The 17,835-nt window shown below is 57.6% G+C and carries 20 protein-coding genes; 11 read left to right on the top strand and 9 right to left on the bottom strand.

The window, feature by feature from the left end; all coding sequences use genetic code 11:
- Positions 1–22 precede the first annotated feature (22 nt).
- Positions 23–238: a SlyX family protein gene (locus FHS21_RS04770; protein ID WP_112525665.1), complete on the bottom strand. Its 216-nt coding sequence runs from the start codon at positions 236–238 to the stop codon at positions 23–25.
- A gap of 120 nt (positions 239–358) precedes the next feature.
- On the opposite strand from FHS21_RS04770, the gene FHS21_RS04765 reads away from it, so the two are divergent.
- Genes FHS21_RS04765 through deoA form a run of 7 tightly spaced genes read left to right on the top strand, consistent with a single transcriptional unit; the run spans position 359 to position 7,070 of the window.
- Positions 359–1,891 carry an ABC transporter ATP-binding protein gene (locus FHS21_RS04765; RefSeq protein WP_112525663.1) on the top strand — a complete coding sequence of 511 codons (1,533 nt, stop codon included), beginning with the start codon at positions 359–361 and terminating at the stop codon, positions 1,889–1,891.
- Positions 1,888–2,439 (top strand): cysteine hydrolase family protein, encoded by a 552-nt coding sequence (locus FHS21_RS04760; protein ID WP_112525661.1) that lies wholly within the window; start codon positions 1,888–1,890, stop codon positions 2,437–2,439. Before FHS21_RS04765 ends, FHS21_RS04760 begins: the two co-directional genes overlap by 4 nt.
- Positions 2,436–3,581, top strand: coding sequence for an ABC transporter permease (locus FHS21_RS04755; RefSeq protein ID WP_112525659.1), 1,146 nt, complete (start codon positions 2,436–2,438; stop codon positions 3,579–3,581). Before FHS21_RS04760 ends, FHS21_RS04755 begins: the two co-directional genes overlap by 4 nt.
- Positions 3,581–4,552 carry an ABC transporter permease gene (locus FHS21_RS04750; protein WP_183661068.1) on the top strand — a complete coding sequence of 324 codons (972 nt, stop codon included), beginning with the start codon at positions 3,581–3,583 and terminating at the stop codon, positions 4,550–4,552. Before FHS21_RS04755 ends, FHS21_RS04750 begins: the two co-directional genes overlap by 1 nt.
- A complete protein-coding gene (locus FHS21_RS04745; protein WP_112525655.1) occupies positions 4,549–4,953 on the top strand; it encodes a cytidine deaminase in 405 nt (134 codons plus the stop codon). The genes FHS21_RS04750 and FHS21_RS04745 overlap by 4 nt, the downstream gene beginning before the upstream one ends.
- Positions 4,950–5,750 (top strand): purine-nucleoside phosphorylase, encoded by an 801-nt coding sequence (locus FHS21_RS04740; RefSeq protein WP_112525653.1) that lies wholly within the window; start codon positions 4,950–4,952, stop codon positions 5,748–5,750. Before FHS21_RS04745 ends, FHS21_RS04740 begins: the two co-directional genes overlap by 4 nt.
- Positions 5,751–5,756: 6 nt before the next feature.
- The gene (gene deoA / locus FHS21_RS04735; RefSeq protein WP_112525771.1) at positions 5,757–7,070 is read left to right on the top strand and encodes a thymidine phosphorylase; all 1,314 of its coding nucleotides are present in this window, start codon (positions 5,757–5,759) and stop codon (positions 7,068–7,070) included.
- On the opposite strand, the gene upp is transcribed toward deoA, so the two are convergent.
- A complete protein-coding gene (upp, locus tag FHS21_RS04730; RefSeq protein ID WP_112525651.1) occupies positions 7,071–7,697 on the bottom strand; it encodes a uracil phosphoribosyltransferase in 627 nt (208 codons plus the stop codon).
- Positions 7,698–7,874: 177 nt separating this feature from the next.
- On the bottom strand, positions 7,875–8,894 hold the full coding sequence (locus tag FHS21_RS04725) for an adenosine deaminase (RefSeq protein ID WP_183661066.1): 1,020 nt from the start codon (positions 8,892–8,894) through the stop codon (positions 7,875–7,877).
- Between the two features lie 112 nt (positions 8,895–9,006).
- On the opposite strand from FHS21_RS04725, the gene ubiE reads away from it, so the two are divergent.
- The 4 genes from ubiE (at position 9,007) to FHS21_RS04705 (ending at position 13,373) form a co-directional block, all read left to right on the top strand.
- On the top strand, positions 9,007–9,783 hold the full coding sequence (gene ubiE / locus FHS21_RS04720) for a bifunctional demethylmenaquinone methyltransferase/2-methoxy-6-polyprenyl-1,4-benzoquinol methylase UbiE (protein WP_112525647.1): 777 nt from the start codon (positions 9,007–9,009) through the stop codon (positions 9,781–9,783).
- Between the two features lie 7 nt (positions 9,784–9,790).
- Positions 9,791–11,368, top strand: a complete 1,578-nt coding sequence (gene ubiB, locus FHS21_RS04715; protein ID WP_112525645.1) for a 2-polyprenylphenol 6-hydroxylase — start codon at positions 9,791–9,793, stop codon at positions 11,366–11,368.
- 68 nt (positions 11,369–11,436) lie between these two features.
- Complete coding sequence (gene coaBC / locus FHS21_RS04710) at positions 11,437–12,825, top strand: bifunctional phosphopantothenoylcysteine decarboxylase/phosphopantothenate--cysteine ligase CoaBC (RefSeq protein ID WP_112525643.1); 1,389 nt, start codon at positions 11,437–11,439, stop codon at positions 12,823–12,825.
- A gap of 2 nt (positions 12,826–12,827) precedes the next feature.
- Positions 12,828–13,373: a GNAT family N-acetyltransferase gene (locus tag FHS21_RS04705; RefSeq protein WP_312879838.1), complete on the top strand. Its 546-nt coding sequence runs from the start codon at positions 12,828–12,830 to the stop codon at positions 13,371–13,373.
- Positions 13,374–13,702: 329 nt separating this feature from the next.
- On the opposite strand, the gene FHS21_RS04700 is transcribed toward FHS21_RS04705, so the two are convergent.
- From FHS21_RS04700 to dut, 6 genes are all read right to left on the bottom strand, one after another.
- Positions 13,703–14,248, bottom strand: coding sequence for an SRPBCC family protein (locus tag FHS21_RS04700; protein WP_112525641.1), 546 nt, complete (start codon positions 14,246–14,248; stop codon positions 13,703–13,705).
- Positions 14,245–14,649, bottom strand: coding sequence for an ArsR/SmtB family transcription factor (locus FHS21_RS04695; protein WP_183661063.1), 405 nt, complete (start codon positions 14,647–14,649; stop codon positions 14,245–14,247). The genes FHS21_RS04700 and FHS21_RS04695 overlap by 4 nt, the downstream gene beginning before the upstream one ends.
- Positions 14,650–14,745: 96 nt before the next feature.
- Positions 14,746–15,750, bottom strand: a complete 1,005-nt coding sequence (locus tag FHS21_RS04690; protein ID WP_112525637.1) for a proline racemase family protein — start codon at positions 15,748–15,750, stop codon at positions 14,746–14,748.
- Positions 15,750–16,406 carry an HAD family hydrolase gene (locus tag FHS21_RS04685; RefSeq protein WP_112525635.1) on the bottom strand — a complete coding sequence of 219 codons (657 nt, stop codon included), beginning with the start codon at positions 16,404–16,406 and terminating at the stop codon, positions 15,750–15,752. Before FHS21_RS04685 ends, FHS21_RS04690 begins: the two co-directional genes overlap by 1 nt.
- A gap of 4 nt (positions 16,407–16,410) precedes the next feature.
- The gene (locus FHS21_RS04680) at positions 16,411–17,229 is read right to left on the bottom strand and encodes an isocitrate lyase/PEP mutase family protein (RefSeq protein ID WP_112525633.1); all 819 of its coding nucleotides are present in this window, start codon (positions 17,227–17,229) and stop codon (positions 16,411–16,413) included.
- 27 nt (positions 17,230–17,256) lie between these two features.
- Positions 17,257–17,742 carry a dUTP diphosphatase gene (dut, locus tag FHS21_RS04675; RefSeq protein ID WP_112525631.1) on the bottom strand — a complete coding sequence of 162 codons (486 nt, stop codon included), beginning with the start codon at positions 17,740–17,742 and terminating at the stop codon, positions 17,257–17,259.
- Positions 17,743–17,835 lie beyond the last annotated feature (93 nt).

Raw genomic sequence — 17,835 nt, 5'->3', positions numbered from 1 at the left:
TCCAGAGGCTCTATTTTGATCATCAATAATGCGGCGGTTTGGTCACGGGAACATCGGGCGCCGTCTGCTCCTCCAGAACCAGAAATCGATCCGTCAGTGCGTCGAGCCTGCGGCGCATGGCTTCGATCACTTTCCATTGCTCCGCGATCTGGCCGGAAAGCTCCTCGACGGTTTTCTCATGCTCCGTCACAAGAATTTCGAGGCGGGTCAAACGCTCCCGGTCGTCGTCGGCTGTCATTGCTCGTCTCCATCTTCAATAGCTTGTCTATTCTTGTGTTTCTTGACTGGAAAGAAAAAAATCCCGTGTTAGGGTCGAAAGCTTGAAAAGACGAAAAGCTGAACAACAGCGGATGGGGATATGGCCGAACCGGCGATCGAACTAGTTGGAATCGATAAGCGCTTTGGTGCCGTTCATGCCAATCGCGATATTCATATGCGTGTCGAAAAGGGCACGATCCATGGCATTATCGGTGAGAACGGCGCGGGCAAATCTACCTTGATGTCGATCCTTTACGGGTTTTATCAAGCTGACAGCGGCGAGATACGCATCAATGGACAAGCGACCAGGATCGCAGATCCCAATGCTGCCATCGCGCTCGGCATCGGCATGGTGCATCAGCATTTCATGCTGGTTGAAAAGTTCACAGTGCTTGAAAATGTCATGCTTGGTGTCGAGGGCGCGCCGCTGCTCAAAAACGGCATCTCCAAGGCTCGAGCCGAACTGAAGCGGCTTGAAAAGGAATATCAACTCGATGTCGACCCCGATGCGCCGATCGAGGAGCTGCCGGTAGGGCTGCAACAGCGCGTGGAAATCCTGAAAGCGCTCTATCGTGGGGCTGAAATCCTGGTGCTCGATGAGCCGACCGGTGTTTTGACACCGCCGGAGGCCGATCACCTTTTCCGTATTCTCGAGCAGTTGAAAAGTCAGGGCAAGACGATCGTGCTCATCACGCACAAGCTGCGCGAGATCATGGCCGTGACGGACAATGTTTCGGTCATGCGGCAGGGTGCGGTCGTTGCAACGCGTAAAACCGAGGAAACCACTGTCGAAGAATTGGCTGAGCTGATGGTCGGCCGCCGCGTGCTTCTAAGGGTACAAAAGGGTGAGGCAAAGCCAGGCGGTGTCAAGCTCTCCGTCGAAAACCTTACGGTGCGTGACAGTCGCGGCGTGGTGATGGTTGATGACGCGTCATTTACAGTGCGTGCAGGCGAAATTGTCGGTATTGCAGGTGTTGCGGGAAACGGCCAGTCACAGCTCATCGAAACGATCGCCGGTATCCGTGCTGCCGTTTCGGGCCGTGTACTGCTCGATGGGCAGATCATCGATATAACCGGCGCTGCCGATCCTGGAGAACTGCGCGACCGGGGCCTCGCCCATGTGCCGGAAGATCGCCACCATATGGGGCTCGTCCTCGCCTTCGAGGAATATGAAAACTCGATCCTCGGCTATCATGACGATCCGCTCTATTTGAATGGGCCATTTCTTGATTTGGAGGCGATAAAAGCGGATGCACGCAAGAAGATCGAGAAGTACGATATCCGGCCGAGTGATCCGCGGTTGAAGACGGCCAATTTTTCCGGCGGTAATCAGCAGAAGATCGTGCTTGCACGGGAAATGGAGCGGGATCCTGGGGTTCTGATCATCGGCCAGCCGACACGCGGCGTGGATGTCGGCGCGATCGAATTCATCCACAAGCGCATCATCGAGATGCGCGACGCCGGCAAGGCCGTGCTGCTTGTTTCGGTTGAGCTTGATGAGATTCGCTCGCTTTCTGACCGTATCCTGGTGATGTTTGCCGGTCGCATCGTCGGTGAACGCGACTCCGACGCCGACGAGGGCGAACTTGGCTTGCTGATGGCCGGTGTCGAACACAAGGAGGCCGCGGAATGACGACGCAGGCGCTTATCGTCGTCGATGTGCAAAATGCCATCGATGACCCGAAGTGGGGGAGGCGCGGCCAGCCAGACACCGAGGCCATGATTGCCAAACTGCTTGCCGCCTGGCGCGAGCGGCACCTGCCGGTCATTCATATCCGGCACGATTCCACTGATCCGGAATCGCCCTACCGGCCCGGCACAGAGGGCAATGAATTCAAATCGGAAGTCGCACCCCAAGTTGGTGAACCCGTCGTCGACAAGCGGACCAACAATGCCTTTATCGGCACGGATCTGATGGATGTTCTGGATGAACTGCAGGTTCACAGCCTTGTCGTGACAGGCGTACTTCTGGAAAACTCTGTCGATGCGACTGTACGCATGGCAGCCAATCTCGGATTTGAGGTGAGTATCCCTGAAGATGCCGTTGCAAGCATCGACAGGAAGGATCACCGCGGCAAGCTGTGGGCGGCCGAGGACGTACACGCGCTGGCATTGTCCGTGCTGGACGGCGAGTATGCCCGCATCACCACGTCCGACGAAATTATCGAGACCCTGCCATGAGCCAGCCTTTTGCCAAACTGCCTGCCTGGGCGGACTACGGCCTTCTTCCGCTGATCAATCTGATTGTTGCATTTCTGGTCGCTGGCCTCGTGGTGCTTCTGGTTGGCGAGAGCCCGATCGATGCGGCTGTGTTGATGGTCAAGGGGGCATTCGGTTCGGGTGACGGTGTTGGCTACACGCTTTATTATGCGACGAACTTTATCTTCACCGGGCTTTGCGTGGCCGTTGCGTTCCATTGCGGACTGTTCAACATCGGCGGGGAGGGCCAAGCCTATATTGGCGGTCTTGGCGTTTCGCTGGTCGGGCTCTGGCTCGGCAATTTTCTGCCGTGGTGGCTGACTTTCCCTCTGGCGATCCTCGCCTCGGCGCTGGTCGGAGCGCTGTGGGCGCTTATCCCCGCGTGGCTTCAGGCCAAGCGCGGCTCACATGTCGTCATCACGACGATCATGTTCAATTTCATCGCTGCAAGTATCATGGTCTACGTGCTGGTAGGGGTGTTAAAGCCTGCGGGCAGCCAGGCGCCAGAGACGCGCGTCTTTGCCGAAGGCGGACAATTGCCGGGTCTCGGCTGGCTGCTCGACCTCGTTGGTCTTTCAATGCGCTCGGCTCCCTTGAATGTCAGTTTCCTGCTGGCGCTGGTGGCGGCCTTTCTGGTCTGGGTGCTGATCTGGCGCACCAAGCTCGGCTATGAAATTCGTACTATGGGTTTTAGCCCGAAAGCGGCTCGCTATGCCGGTATCAGTGAGCTGCGGATAATCATCATCACGATGATGATTTCGGGGGCGCTGGCAGGGATGATGGCGCTGAATCCGATCATGGGGGCGCAGCATCGCATGCAGCTGGATTTCGTCGCCGGTGCAGGCTTCGTCGGTATTGCCGTCGCACTGATGGGCAGGTCGCATCCGGCCGGGATCGTTCTCGCGGCGATTCTCTTCGGCATGCTCTATCAGGGCGGCGCGGAAATCGCGTTCGATATGCCCAATATATCGCGGGATATGATCGTCATTATTCAGGGCTTGGTCATCCTCTTTGCGGGCGCCCTCGAACACATGTTCCGGCCCTCGCTGCAACGGATATTCTATCGTCTTGGACGTGCAAAAAATCGAACTGCCGCAGCCGCCATTGCCGGAGGAAACCAGTGATGGATTCTTTCACAACGGGCCTGCAGCTTTTCGATTCGACCATCAGGCTTTCGGCGCCTCTCCTGCTTGCCTGTCTTGCCGGGCTCTATTCCGAGCGTGCCGGCATTTTCGACATTGGCCTTGAGGGCAAGATGCTGGCCGGTGCCTTTGCCGCTGGCGCAGTCGCTACCTGGTTTGGTTCTGCTTACCTCGCGTTGCTCGCGGCAGTTCTGGTATCGGTCGCGCTCGGGCTTGTGCATGGTTTCGCGTCCATCACCCACCGCGGCAATCAGATTGTCTCTGGCGTTGCGATCAATTTCATTGCCGCCGGCACGACCGTCATCCTCGGCCAGGCATGGTTCAGCCAGGGCGGGCGGACGCCGTCCTTGCCGAATGCTGCGCGCTTCAATCCGATCAATCTTCCGGGTGCAGAGGCCATGCGCGGTGTACCGGTCATCGGCCCGCTCTACTACGAACTGATCTCCGGCCATTCGATCTTGGTTTATCTCGCGTTCTTGCTTGTGCCTTTTACGTGGTGGGTGCTTTATCGCACGCGCTTTGGCCTGCGCCTGCGCGCAGTTGGTGAAAATCCGGCAGCTGTGGATACGGCCGGCATTTCGGTGCCCTGGCTGCGCTACCGCGCGGTGATCTGCTGCGGCGTGCTTTGCGGTATCGCAGGCGCCTATCTGGCGACGGCGCAAGGGGCCGGTTTCGTCAAGGACATGACTGCCGGCAAGGGTTATATCGCGCTCGCGGCACTGATCTTCGCCAAATGGCGCCCGGTTCAGGCCATGTTCGCGTGCCTGCTATTCGGTTTTCTTGACGCGGTGGGAATACGCATGCAGGGGCATCCGCTGCCACTTATCGGCGAGGTGCCGGTGCAATTTATGCAGGCTCTGCCCTATATACTGACCGTTGTGCTTCTGGCCGGTTTCATCGGCAAGGCGATCCCGCCAAAGGCCGGCGGTGTCGCTTATGTGAAAGAGAGATAATGAAAGACCTGTTCGATGCGGCATTCGCCGCCATGCAGAAGACGCATTCGCCCTATTCGCAGTTTCCGGTTGGAGCGGCCATTCGTACCAGCGACGGACGCATTTATTCCGGCTGCAATATCGAGGTCATCTCCTATCCTGAAGGCTGGTGTGCCGAAACGACGGCGCTGGGTCACTTCGTCATGGGTGGCGGCGGTACGATCACGGATATCGCCGTCGTTGCTGAAAAGAAGGCGAAATGCACACCTTGCGGAGGTTGCCGTCAGCGTTTGGCGGAGTTCGCCGGGCCGGATACCCGTCTGCACCTCTGCGATAACAACGGCATCGTTGAAACGCTGACCATGAAGGATATTTTCCCTTACGGCTTCGAGGCGGACGTCCTGGGCAAGGGTGCCGCATGATCGCGCCCGCGACCAGCGCGCTTTTTCAGAGACTTAACGGTCTGGCGCCGCGTGTTGCGCTGGTGCTTGGCTCGGGCCTCGGTTCGCTGGTTGATGCCGTGGAAGATGCGGTTCGAATTCCTTATGCCGACCTGCCCGGCTTCCCGCATAGTGGCGTTTCCGGCCATGCTGGGGAGATAGTTGCCGGTTACCTCTCGGGTAAGCCGGTTCTGATGCTGGCTGGTCGTGCTCATTATTACGAGCAGGGAAATGCCTCGGTCATGCGGCCGGTTATCGCTGCGCTAGCCGATCTCGGCGTCGAGATACTGATCCTCACAAATGCGGCCGGCTCGGTCCGCCACGATCTTGCACCGGGTAGTCTGATGCTCATCGACGACCATATCAATTTCTCCGGCCTCAACCCTCTCATCGGCGAACCGTCCGACCAGCGCTTCGTCGGCATGACGACAGCTTACGACAGACAACTGAGAGAGGCATTTCTCCTTGCTGCCGGCGAGGTCGACGAAAAGCTGGAACAGGGCGTTTACATGTGGTTTTCAGGTCCGTCCTTCGAAACGCCGGCAGAAATTCGCATGGCACGCACTATGGGCGCGGACGCGGTCGGCATGTCTACTGTTCCAGAAGTCATCTTGGCCCGATTTTTTGGACTGCGTGTCGTCGCTTGCTCGGTCGTCACAAATTATGGGGCAGGCATGACTGGTGCGGAACTTTCGCATGAGGAAACCAAGGATGTTGCGCCGAAGGGCGGCGTCCGTCTTCAAAAGATCATCCGCGTACTGATCGGGGAGATAGGCTAAGCAATGTTGTTGCCGCAGGAAATTATCCGGCGAAAGCGCGACGGTCATACTCTGGACGCTGCCGATATCACAGCTTTCATCAACGCGATGAGTTCAGGGTCGATCACCGAGGGACAGGTTGCCGCCTTTGCCATGGCCATATTTTTCAATGGCATGAAACGGGACGAGGCCGTGGCACTCACCTTGGCCATGCGCGATTCCGGCGATATTCTTGATTGGTCGGACTTGCCCGGCCCTGCCGTCGACAAGCATTCGACTGGCGGCGTTGGTGACAACGTCTCGCTGATACTCGCGCCAATCGTAGCAGCCTGCGGTGCTTACGTACCGATGATCTCGGGACGAGGGCTCGGTCATACCGGCGGTACACTCGACAAGATGGACTCAATCCCCGGCTATCGCAGCCAGCCCGACAACGCTTTGTTTCGCAAGGTCGTCCACGAGGTGGGTTGCGCAATTATCGGCCAGACCGCCAATCTCGCACCCGCCGACAAGCGGTTCTATTCGATCCGCGATGTGACGGCGACCGTCGAATCGATCCCGCTTATCACCGCTTCAATCTTGTCCAAGAAACTTTCCGCTGGCCTGAATGCGCTGGTGCTGGACGTGAAATCGGGCAATGGCGCCTTTATGACCAGAAACCGCGATGCTGTGTCATTGGCTGAAAGTATCGTGGCGGTCGCGGCTGGAGCCGGGCTGACAACGACGGCCGTTCTCACGGATATGAACGAACCTCTGGCACTAGCCGCCGGCAATGCGGTTGAGGTCAGAAATGCCGTCGATTTCCTTACCGGGGACCGGCGTGATACGCGGCTCGAAGCGGTGACTTTGGCGCTTGCCGCAGAGATGCTGGTTTCGGCCAAACTTGCCCCAAATCATAAAGCCGCAACTGACAAGGCAAGCGAAGCCTTGAGCAGTGGTAAGGCGGCGGAGATTTTCGGCCGGATGGTCGCAGGCCTAGGCGGGCCAACGGATTTCATCTCCCGGACCCGCCACCATCTGGCTGTTGCGCCCATCACGCATGAAGTCAAAGCCGCGCAGGCAGGCTATGTCGCGGCCGTCGACACGCGCGCTATCGGGGTGGCTGTCGTAACACTCGGCGGTGGGCGCATTCGCCCGCAGGACCCCATCGATCATGCGGTCGGTATCACGGCGTTACAGCCAATCGGGGCAAGAATGGAAGAGGGAGAACCAATTGCCTTGGTCCACGCCCGAACCGACGCCGATGCAGCAGCAGCAGTAAAGGTAATCCAGGCCGCCTACGGGTTTTCCGAGCGCAAACCCCGCACGATTGCCCCAGTGCTTCGCCGGGTAGGACCTTGATTATTTCGTCCCGTACATGCGGTCGCCAGCATCACCGAGGCCGGGAACTATATAGCCCTTTTCATTCAAGTGACTGTCGATCGCCGCGGTGAAAACCTGCACGTCCGGATGCGCATTGGTAAAGCGCTCGATGCCTTCCGGCGCCGCGAGAAGGCAGAGGAAACGGATATTGCTGGCTCCGCGATCCTTCAGCTTCTGGATGGCGGCGATGGCCGAGTTGGCTGTTGCAAGCATAGGGTCGACCACGATAATTAGCCGGTTGACGATATCTTCGGGTGCCTTGAAATAATATTCGACCGGCAGCAACGTTTCATGATCACGATAAAGTCCGATATGCGCGACCCGCGCCGCCGGAACGAGGTCGAGCATGCCTTCGAGCAGGCCATTGCCCGCGCGTAGAATCGAGGCGAAGACCAGTTTCTTGCCCTCGATCACCGGGGAATCCATTTCCGTCAAAGGAGTCTCGATGCGGATATTGGTCAATTGCAGGTCACGCGTCACCTCATAGCAAAGGAGCAGCGATATTTCTTTGAGCAGTCGCCGGAAGCCCGCGGTAGAGGTATCCTTGTCACGCATTATGGTAAGCTTGTGCTGGACAAGCGGGTGGGAAACAATCGTCACGCCCATTGGAAACCCCTCTTACTAAAAATTCTGCAGACTTTGGAGCCTGTTTTGAAAGTCGCTGCGGCGAGTCAGTGGAGTGGTCTTCGAGAACCGGAGCACAGCGTACATTAAGTCCGTGAGCACCGGAAGCGCAGAAAACCACGTCAGATGACCGCCGCAGTAGAGTTTCAAGACGGGTTCTTAGCTGCTTGAGACTGATCCTGCAAAGACCTCATCCGAAACGCGCACAGTTTTGTCCGGATAGAGCCGCACCAGCAGCGCAGTTCGGGTGTCTTCATCGACAAAAGCGGCCCTGAGCGCGGTCGCGGTGACTTCCGTCAGTTTCCCGTCGTCATAGCCGAAATATGTGGCTGCGATCTCATATTCGCGCGCAAGATCCGTATGGAAATAGGGCGGATCGTCGGCATTGAGCGTTATCGGGACGCCAGCTTCGGCAAGCGCCGCAAAAGGATGCGATGGAAAATCCGGATAAACGCCCAGCGAGATATTCGAGCCGGGACAGCACTCCAGAACGATCTGGTCCTCGGCCAGCCGCTTAACGAGGTCGGCATTTTCAATGGCTCGAACACCATGACCAATACGCGCGGGTTTCAAAGTGTCTAGCGCGTCAGCCACGCTTTCCCACCCCGCCAGCTCGCCCGCATGCACAGTTATTCCGAGCCCCGCATTGCGCGCGATATGGAATGCAGCTGCAAAATCGCCAGGGTGATGCATGCGCTCATCGCCTGCCATGCCGAAACCGGTGATCAAGGGGTGCGGATTGGCTACAATGTATTGTGCTGCTGCCGTGACGGCCTCCGGTCCCTTGTGGCGCAGGCCAGTCGCAATCATCCGGGATTCGATACCGGTCGCAGCCTTGGCCCGGCGCATCCCTTCCGCCAAACCATCGATGTAGGCGCGCGGGTCGAGCCCGGCGCTAATGGCGTGATCCGTCGATATGAAAAACTCCGAATAGATGGCGTCTTGCCGGCTCAACGACAGAAGATAGTCTTCAGCGAGATCCGCATAATCCTCTGCCGTGCGGAAAAGCATCGAAGCCTGATCGAATGCGTGCAGGAACGAGGTGAAATCGTGCCAGATGAATTTGCCATCCTGGATGAATGCGGAGACGTCGGCACCATATTTGATGGCTTTCCGTTCGACCAGACGGGGTGAGGTGGCGCCTTCGATATGGCAATGCAATTCGGCTTTCAGAACCATCCCGGTCACCCCCGACAAAACAGATCAACGCGGCGCTTCATCGCGCAAGAGACAATAGCCTTATGCGTTTCAATCTTCTATGGTTCTGGCGATTTGAAAAACAGGTAGCACAATGAGCCAGCAACGCACCGGTGCCCACGGCGGCATGGAAACGTCCTTCGGGTTTCAGGATGTCAGCGATGGGGAAAAGCAGACACGCGTCAATGACGTCTTCCACCGCGTCGCCAAACGCTATGACGTGATGAACGATTTGATGTCTGGCGGCCTGCATCGTGTCTGGAAGGATTCGATGATTGCCTGGCTCGCCCCCTCAAAAACGGCCAGCTGGAATGTGCTCGACGTCGCTGGCGGCACCGGCGACGTTGCCTTCCGTATCGTTGAGGCGTCAAACCGCAATGCCCATGCGACAATCCTCGATATCAATGGTTCGATGCTTGGCGTCGGCCGCGATCGCGCTGAAAAGCAGGGGCTTGCCGACAATACCGAGTTTGTGGAGGCCAATGCCGAAGAACTTCCCTTCGAGGATGCACGTTTCGACGCTTATACGATCGCCTTCGGTATCCGCAACGTGCCGCATATCGATCGGGCATTGGCTGAGGCTTTTCGCGTGCTGAAGCCCGGCGGACGCTTTCTTTGCCTCGAATTCTCCGAGGTCGAATTGCCGGTTCTCGACAAGATTTATGATGCGTGGTCGTTCAAGGCCATTCCAAAGATCGGCAAGGCCGTGACCGGCGATGCTGACAGCTATCAATATCTGGTGGAGTCTATTCGCAAGTTTCCGCGCCAGTCCGATTTCGCCGAAATGATCCGCAAGGCCGGGTTCGAACGGGTCAGCTGGCGCAATTTCACCGGTGGTGTCGCCGCGCTGCATTCCGGCTGGAAGCTGTGATCGCAGCATGAGTAGTCCTGCAGCAATATTTCGCCTGATGCGGGCCGGATGGATCATGACGCGTGAAGGCGTCATATCCGCTTTGCCAGCCGAGGGCCTGAGTGGTCTCCCCGCCTTTGGTCACCGAATGGCCGGCCTTTTGGCCCGGCGCCGCGCCATGACGGCGCAGCGCTCCGAGCGCATGTCGCGCGCCATCAACAAGCTTGGACCATCCTACGTCAAGCTCGGGCAGTTCCTCGCAACGCGGCCCGATGTGGTCGGGACCGAAGTGGCCGACGATCTGGCACTCCTGCAGGATCAGCTCGATTTTTTCCCTATGGACGCTTCGATCAAGGCTATCGAGGGTTCGCTTGGACGGTCTGTGTCCGACCTTTTCGTAAGTCTTGATGAACCAATTGCTGCGGCATCGATTGCGCAAGTGCACCCGGCCTTCGTTGCAAGCAATGGCGAAACCAAGAAGGTTGCGGTCAAGGTTGTGCGCCCGGGTGTGCGCCAGCGTTTCAACAACGACCTCGAGAGTTTCTTTTTGGTGGCAAGATGGCAGGAGCGCTATGTACCCGCCACGCGCCGCCTGCGCCCGATTGAAGTTACGCGGACGCTGGCGCAGACGACCCGTATCGAGATGGATTTGCGCCTTGAGGCCGCCGCGCTCTCGGAGATCGGCGAGAACACCAAGGATGATCCGGGCTTTCGTGTTCCGACTGTCGATTGGGAGCGTACAGGACGCGATGTCTTGACCCTCGAGTGGATCGATGGCGTCAAAATGTCGGACATCGAGGGCTTGCGCGCAGCCGGACACAACCTCATCAAGCTCGCCGAAACGCTGATCCAGTCATTCCTGCGCCATACATTGCGCGACGGCTTCTTCCATGCAGACATGCATCCCGGCAATCTGTTCGTCGACGACGAGGGCCATATCGTTGCGGTGGATTTCGGTATCACCGGACGGCTTGGCAAGAAGGAGCGCCGGTTCCTCGCAGAAATCCTCTACGGCTTCATAACGCGCGATTATGTCCGTGTTGCCGAAGTGCATTTCGAGGCCGGTTATGTGCCGCACCGGCATGATGTCGCGAGCTTTGCGCAGGCAATTCGCGCCATCGGCGAACCCATCCATGGCCAGCCGGCCGAAACCATCTCGATGGCAAAGCTGCTCACACTGCTTTTCGAGGTCACGGAACTCTTCGATATGGAAACGCGGCCCGAACTTGTCATGCTGCAGAAGACCATGGTTGTGGTCGAAGGGGTATCGCGCACGCTGGATCCGCATTTCAACATGTGGAAGGCTTCGGAACCGGTGGTCGGGAGCTGGATTCGCCGCAATCTCGGGCCGCAGGGCATTCTCGTCGATGCGCGTGAAGGGGCTCAGGCAGTCCTGCATCTGGCACGTCAGGTGCCGGAATTGGTCGGGCGGGCTGACCGGCTGTCGAAGGAACTCGACAGGATGGCGGAACATGGCTTGCGGTTTGATGATCAGACGGCACACGCTATCGGCAAGGCGGAGGCCCGCCATACACGCTCGGGGCGTATCGCGCTCTGGGTGATTGCAATTTGTCTTGTCATCATCACGTACGAGCTTCTCAGCTAGGTATATATCGGCTAATGTGATTGCAATGATTGCATTCCAGCGATCGTTATCCAAGTGGACGCAATCATATGGCCAGTATCACCATCCGCAATCTTGACGTCTCCATCAAGGAAAAGCTGCGTTTGCGTGCCGCAGCGCATGGCCGCTCGATGGAAGAAGAAGTGCGGCTTATCCTCGGAGAACTGGGGAATGCAATCCCGATGGCGACCCCCGCAATGTCAACGACGATACGTGCCTCCGGCTCGTTATCCGGGCGCCGAATCCTTTTGATCATCGGTGCGGGAATTGCAGCCTATAAATGCCTTGATCTTATCCGGCGTCTGCGCGAGCGTGGTGCACAGGTGCGTCCGGTACTGACCAAAGCGGCAGAAGAATTCGTGACGCCATTGGCAGTGGGTGCGCTCGCAGCTGACAAGGTTTTCACGGAACTCTTCTCGCGCGAAGACGAGCATGATGTCGGCCATATCCGCCTATCCCGGGAGGCTGATTTGATCGTCGTCGCGCCGGCAACAGCTGACCTGATGGCAAAGATGGCGAGTGGCCTTGCCAATGATTTGGCCTCGGCAATCCTCCTGGCGACCGATAAACGCGTGCTGATAGCGCCGGCGATGAATCCGAGAATGTGGAACCATCCGGCAACGAGGCGAAATCGCGCGATGCTTCAAAAGGACGGCATTCGTTTTGTCGGCCCCAACAAGGGCGAAATGGCGGAGAGTGGTGAAAGCGGAGATGGCCGTATGGCGGAACCACTTGAAATTGTTGCAGCAATCGAGGGGCTACTGGCCCGCCGTCAGAAACCGCTGGCGGGGAAAACCATTGTCATGACCTCGGGGCCGACCCACGAGCCCATTGATCCGGTTCGGTATATAGCCAATCGCTCGTCCGGAAAGCAGGGCCACGCCATTGCCGCGGCCCTTGCCAGGCTCGGCGCAACGGTTCGTCTGGTCTCTGGTCCCGTCACTATCCCGGACCCGGAAGATGTTACGGTGATCCACGTCTCAACGGCACGTGAAATGCGCGATGCTGTGGAGCAGCTTTTGCCCGCCGATGCCGCCATCATGGTAGCTGCCGTTGCGGATTGGCGCACCGCGAACGAAGCGGGCGAGAAGATCAAGAAGAAGCCGGGTGAAAAAGCTCCGGCGCTACAGATGATCGAAAATCCGGACATTCTTGCCGGGGTGGGTCACAGCAAATCGCGTCCGCGTCTGGTCGTCGGCTTTGCTGCCGAGACACAGGACCTGCTTGCCAATGCCAAGCGGAAGCTTGACAAGAAGGCTGCGGACTGGATCGTCGCCAATGATGTCAGCCACGCCACCGGTGTCATGGGCGGCGACCGCAACGCCGTGCGGATTGTCACCCGATTAGGGGTCGAGGAATGGCCGGATATGAGCAAGGAAGAGGTCGCGGAGCGCCTGGCAGCGAAAATAGCAGCTGCATTGCAGACGGTGGAAGTCTAAGTGTGGATCGGGAGATTGAGATCGTGATTCCAGCGCTTGAAACCGAACGCCTCATCCTGCGTCCTCACAGGCGCGAGGATTTTGAGGCGCTCCATGCAATGTGGGCGCATCCTTCGGTGTATAAATACATCTCGGGCAAGCCCTCCACGCGGGAGCAATCCTGGGCGAGACTCCTGCGTTATGCCGGCATGTGGCAGCTTATTGGCTACGGTTTCTGGGCGATGCAGGAGAAGGCAAGCGGACGTTTCGTTGGAGAGCTCGGCTTTGGCAATTTCGAGCGCGATATGGAACCAAGCTTTGGCGATACGCCGGAGATGGGCTGGGTTCTCGCGCCGGAAATCCACGGCAAAGGCTTCGGAAGTGAAGCCCTTGCCAAGATAGTCGCCTGGGGCGATGCTTTCTTCAAGCACGATCGGGCGGTCTGTATCATATCTCCGGAAAACGCTGCATCGCAGCGGATCGCTGAAAAGAATGGTTTCTGCAAGATTGCCGAAACGACCTATACGGGGGAGCCGGTCTGGATGTTCGAGAGGCGATTTCGACCGTAGTTAGAGCAAATTCCGACCATATTGAATCGTTCTGCCGGAGGGAATTTGGTTCAAGGTCGAGGGGTTTGGCGAGGCCGATGTCTCTCCATCGGACGACGCCGAAACCCGAAGGATTTGAGCCAAATTCACCCGGCCCTTCGGGTTTCCGGCTGGCGGCCAACCACCTTGTCAGGCGGCTTCGTCCGATGGATAAACATCGGCCTCGCCATCTTCCGCGTGGATTGTCTCGCCGTCCGTGAAACAGAACTGGTTCAATATGATCGGAAATTGCTCTAAGGTCGGCAGACGATGCCGGCCAACAATATCGTATAGGCGATATATCTTCGCAATCAGCCAGCGATGATGTGCTTGTATTCCTTCTCGAGCCGGGTGAACTTGTCCCAGAATCCGCTGGTCTGTTCGCCGCTAAGGTGATCGATGAGGACACCCAGATGTGTGTGCCAGCCGCTGGCAACGCTCACCATGGAGTCGTTGCTGCCGAGTCGTGTGTGCGTAACTTTGAGCAATGTATCCGATCCCGAAGCCGTAAGTTCGAATGTTACTTCGGAAGGTTCGCCTGTGGATTCCGGCCAGGTAAAGCTGAGGAATGACGGCGGCTCATAACGAGTGACCTTGCCCTTGTTGGTGTGACCCTCATATTTCTGGTAGTCGGCCGGGGTGGGCTCGTTTGACAACTGCGAGTGGTAAAAGGTCAGTTCAACATCGCCGCCGACATGATTGGCCATGGGCCCCTCGGCCAGCCATTTCTTGCGCTTGTCCGATTCAGTGAGATAGGCCCAGACGCGTTCGACTGGGCCGGGAAGGATGCGTTCGATGCGAATCGTACGAGGTGCTGTCACAACACCGAGACGATCATTTCCGACATGCTCGTTCATTTCGTGCTCCTTGACGTTTTATCAGATTTGGCAGGGCTCGACGGCGACTGTTCGCTTGATCGAGCCAACGCGCGATCTTCCTCGCGCAGGATTTCCTCGAGATCGTCGAGACGCGTTGTCCAGAACCGCTCATAGGTACGTAGCCATTCTTGCGCCTCCGCAAGGCGCGCCGCCTCAAGCTGGCAATAATGCGTGCGGCCTTGGACATGGCGGCGCACCAATCCGGCTCCTTCCAGCACCTTGATATGTTTCGATGCGCCAGCGAGCGACATGTTGAAGGGCGTCGCAAGCTCGCTGACGGTACGTTCGCCCCCGGTCAGCCGGTGCAGAATGGCTCTCCGTGTTGGATCGGAGAGAGCGTGGAAAACGGCGTCGAGGTGAGGTATCTGAAATTCAACCATATGGTTTAATATCATCGCAATATGCAATAGTCAACCATTTGGTTTAATAAATTTTCAGGCAGTGTTTGGAGCCTGTGAAAACGGAGCGAATTTGCTCTAGAGAACCAGAAAACCTTGGCCCAAGGGATCGTCGTCCTCGACGATAAACTCAGCCTTGCCGCTATAATAAGCGTGGCCGGAAACGCGTGCGGTAATGGCGTCGAAGTCGCCCGCCTTGGTCGTTGAGGCAACGAAGCCCGCAAAGCGTGAGCCTACAATACTTTCGAATATCCGCGCATTCCCTTCGCGAATTTGTCCCTTGGCGAACATTGCAGCGAGCCGCGCGGTCACGCCTGAACCCGTCGGGGAGCGGTCAAGCTGCGCGTCGGCGAAGATGCAGACATTCTTCGTCGGGCCTTCATTCCAGTCGTCCGCCCCATCTGTCAGGATCGATCCGTAGAGAAACGCTAGGTCCTTATGGTCTGGATGGTCGAGCGACACCGCCTCCTTTACCGCCTCGGTGAGGACAGTTGCAGCGTCAATGAAATTTCTCGCCGGATCGCGGCCGAATTCGAGTCCAAACTGATGACAGTCCGCCAAGGCATAGAAGGCCCCGCCATAGGCCACATCGAAATTGATATTGCCGAACCCCGGCAGCTCGATCATCTGGTCGCCAGTATAAAGAAAGGCAGGCACGCTCTCGAATGAGACACCGCCGGATTTGCCGTCGCGTATTTCGACCGATGCTACGACCATGCCGCAAGGGCATTCGATGTGGACTGTCGTCACGGGCTCCACCTTCGCCACAATCCCGTAATCGACAGCGTAGCGGCCGAGCGCCATGATGGCGTGGCCGCACATGGTGGAATAGCCTTCATTGTGCATGAACAGCACTGCCAGGTCGGCGCCGGGCAGGTTTGGCTCGACCAGAACTGCGCCATACATATCAAAATGGCCGCGAGGCTCGAATATCAGTATCTTGCGGAGGTGATCCAGCCTGTCACGCACATAGGCGCGCTTTTCGAGGATGGTGCCCTTTGGCAGTTTGGGATAGCCGCCGGTAACAATACGCAAGGGTTCACCGCCCGTGTGCATATCGATAGCAGTCAAGGGCTCGGCCATCAGGCGACTCCCAGCAGTGCGGGTAATTGGCGCATGTCATCGAAGAGAATGCCGCCGGCAGCCGCCAGACCCTCGTGGTCTGCATGCTTGTCGCCGCAGTAAGAAAACACGCGCATGCCGGCTGCTGTGCCGGCTTTGGCTCCCGCAACACTGTCCTCGATGACGACGGACCGGGATGGCTCGCAACCCATTTCCTTGGCCGCATGCAGGAACAGGTCAGGGAACGGCTTGCCACGGGCCACCATCGAGGCGCTGTAGAGCACATCCTGAAAATGCTCTATCAGACCGGTCTTGCCCAGTGTGATGTGCATCTTCTCGACATTGGCCGATGAAGCAACGCAGTAGGGAAGTTCCGCCTTTTTGACCGCGGCGATGACCTCTTCGATATGCGGGATGGCCTCGACGCCGTTTTCGAAGATGATAGGTATGGCCTGATACCAGCGGTCGACGAAATCGTCGCCAAGCAAATAACCTTCGGCTTCGATCTTTTCTTTCACTGCACGCATGGGCATGCCGCAGAAATCTTTGCGTACAGCCTCGAAAGTGGTTGCGTAGCCGGAAGCGTCGAGCATTTTGACGAGATGTTGATTGCCGAGTGTCTCCGTATCGACCAGAACTCCGTCACAGTCGAAGATCACCAGCTCGGGTTTTGTCATTATTTCAATTGTCCTTGTCTGCGCCCTGCGAAAAGAGTTGCTGCAATTCGCCGAAGGGCATCGCCTGCTGACTGAATTCAAAAGTGCCTTTGTCCAATAGCTCGCGCGCTGCATCCCGGACCGCCGCAAAGGCGACGGTCGTCAGGTATGGACCAAGCGATATACGCTTGACGCCCGCCTCTGAAAGCTGCGCAACCGTGAAGGTGCGCCCCGCCATCACGTTAACCGGCTTGGAAACCGACGAACAGACTTGCCGGACGAGATTGATATCGCCGATACCTGGCGCATAAAGAACGTCGGCGCCAGCTGCTTCGAATGCCTGCAGCCGCTTGATCGTGTCCTCGATATCGGGTCTGCCATGCAGGAAGTTTTCAGCGCGGGCGGTAAAGACAAAATCTCCCTTCAACGCCTTGGCTGCCTCGCTCGCTGCAGCGACACGCTCGACAGCAAGCGAGAAATCATAGATGGGGTTATGGTCGTCCCCGGAATAGTCTTCGATCGAACAGCCGGCGAGCCCTGCAGCTTGGGCCGCGAAAATCGTTTCGCCCGCGCTGTCTGGACTGTCACCCTTGCCCTTTTCGAGATCGGCATTCATCGGAAGACCCGTGGCGGAAATGAGATCCTTGCAATGCTGGATCATCATGTCAAACGGCACACCGCCATCCGGAAGACCACGTGAAAACGCAAAACCCGCGCTGCTTGTCGCAAGTGCCTTGAACCCGAGCGATGCCAGGAGCATCGTTGTACCGGGATCCCACGGGTTGGGCATGAGAAAAATCCCGGGTGCTTCATGCAGCTGACGAAAAACCCTGCCCTTGTCCATGACAACCTCCAGTGCGGACGTCCTTTTTCAGGACGTACCTGTTGAACCAAACCCTCCGGCGCCTCGCACTGTCTCGCTGGCATGCTGCCGTTCTTCGACATCAAGCTGCACGACCGGAGCGAGGATGACCTGTGCAATACGCATGCCGCGCGTCACATAGAAATCGTCGTCGCCGAGATTGATCAACAATACTTTTACCTCACCGCGATAGTCGGAATCAATCGTTCCGGGGGTGTTGAGACAGGTAATTCCGTTTTTCAGTGCGAGGCCCGAACGTGGCCGGATCTGTGCCTCAAAACCTTGTGGTATTTCAAAGATCAAGCCGCTTGGCACGAGCGCTCTCCGACCGGGCAAAAGCAGCAATGGCCGGTCTTCCGGCACGGCGGCCCGAAGGTCCATGCCGGCGGAGCCTGACGTTTCATAGGAGGGCAATTCAAGATCCAGCCCATGCGGCAACCGGATAATACCGAGAGCAGGATTCTTGTGGCGAGCGGAATCGGATATTTTGGACATGAAAAGACCTTTTTCACCAGACGGCGGCGATGGTCAACTCACAAGATATGAAGGGTGCGTTGTTTGCACATATTACGCGCCGAACACCATAGC

It is taken from the genome of Phyllobacterium trifolii (assembly GCF_014192095.1).
Lineage (GTDB): Bacteria > Pseudomonadota > Alphaproteobacteria > Rhizobiales > Rhizobiaceae > Phyllobacterium > Phyllobacterium trifolii.
This window is presented reverse-complemented; position numbering and strand designations above follow the sequence as displayed.

Excerpts from the sequence above, each read along its gene's own strand:
- FHS21_RS04725 (WP_183661066.1), bottom strand. The coding sequence starts at position 8,894 with ATGGTTCTGAAAGCCGAATTGCATTGCCATATCGAAGGCGCCACCTCA.
- ubiB (WP_112525645.1), top strand. The coding sequence starts at position 9,791 with ATGAGTAGTCCTGCAGCAATATTTCGCCTGATGCGGGCCGGATGGATC.
- FHS21_RS04765 (WP_112525663.1), top strand. The coding sequence starts at position 359 with ATGGCCGAACCGGCGATCGAACTAGTTGGAATCGATAAGCGCTTTGGT.
- FHS21_RS04760 (WP_112525661.1), top strand. The coding sequence starts at position 1,888 with ATGACGACGCAGGCGCTTATCGTCGTCGATGTGCAAAATGCCATCGAT.
- FHS21_RS04755 (WP_112525659.1), top strand. The coding sequence starts at position 2,436 with ATGAGCCAGCCTTTTGCCAAACTGCCTGCCTGGGCGGACTACGGCCTT.
- FHS21_RS04690 (WP_112525637.1), bottom strand. The coding sequence starts at position 15,750 with ATGGCCGAGCCCTTGACTGCTATCGATATGCACACGGGCGGTGAACCC.
- ubiE (WP_112525647.1), top strand. The coding sequence starts at position 9,007 with ATGAGCCAGCAACGCACCGGTGCCCACGGCGGCATGGAAACGTCCTTC.
- FHS21_RS04695 (WP_183661063.1), bottom strand. The coding sequence starts at position 14,649 with ATGGTTGAATTTCAGATACCTCACCTCGACGCCGTTTTCCACGCTCTC.
- FHS21_RS04685 (WP_112525635.1), bottom strand. The coding sequence starts at position 16,406 with ATGACAAAACCCGAGCTGGTGATCTTCGACTGTGACGGAGTTCTGGTC.
- FHS21_RS04680 (WP_112525633.1), bottom strand. The coding sequence starts at position 17,229 with ATGGACAAGGGCAGGGTTTTTCGTCAGCTGCATGAAGCACCCGGGATT.
- upp (WP_112525651.1), bottom strand. The coding sequence starts at position 7,697 with ATGGGCGTGACGATTGTTTCCCACCCGCTTGTCCAGCACAAGCTTACC.
- FHS21_RS04740 (WP_112525653.1), top strand. The coding sequence starts at position 4,950 with ATGATCGCGCCCGCGACCAGCGCGCTTTTTCAGAGACTTAACGGTCTG.
- FHS21_RS04770 (WP_112525665.1), bottom strand. The coding sequence starts at position 238 with ATGACAGCCGACGACGACCGGGAGCGTTTGACCCGCCTCGAAATTCTT.
- dut (WP_112525631.1), bottom strand. The coding sequence starts at position 17,742 with ATGTCCAAAATATCCGATTCCGCTCGCCACAAGAATCCTGCTCTCGGT.
- FHS21_RS04750 (WP_183661068.1), top strand. The coding sequence starts at position 3,581 with ATGGATTCTTTCACAACGGGCCTGCAGCTTTTCGATTCGACCATCAGG.
- FHS21_RS04700 (WP_112525641.1), bottom strand. The coding sequence starts at position 14,248 with ATGAACGAGCATGTCGGAAATGATCGTCTCGGTGTTGTGACAGCACCT.
- coaBC (WP_112525643.1), top strand. The coding sequence starts at position 11,437 with ATGGCCAGTATCACCATCCGCAATCTTGACGTCTCCATCAAGGAAAAG.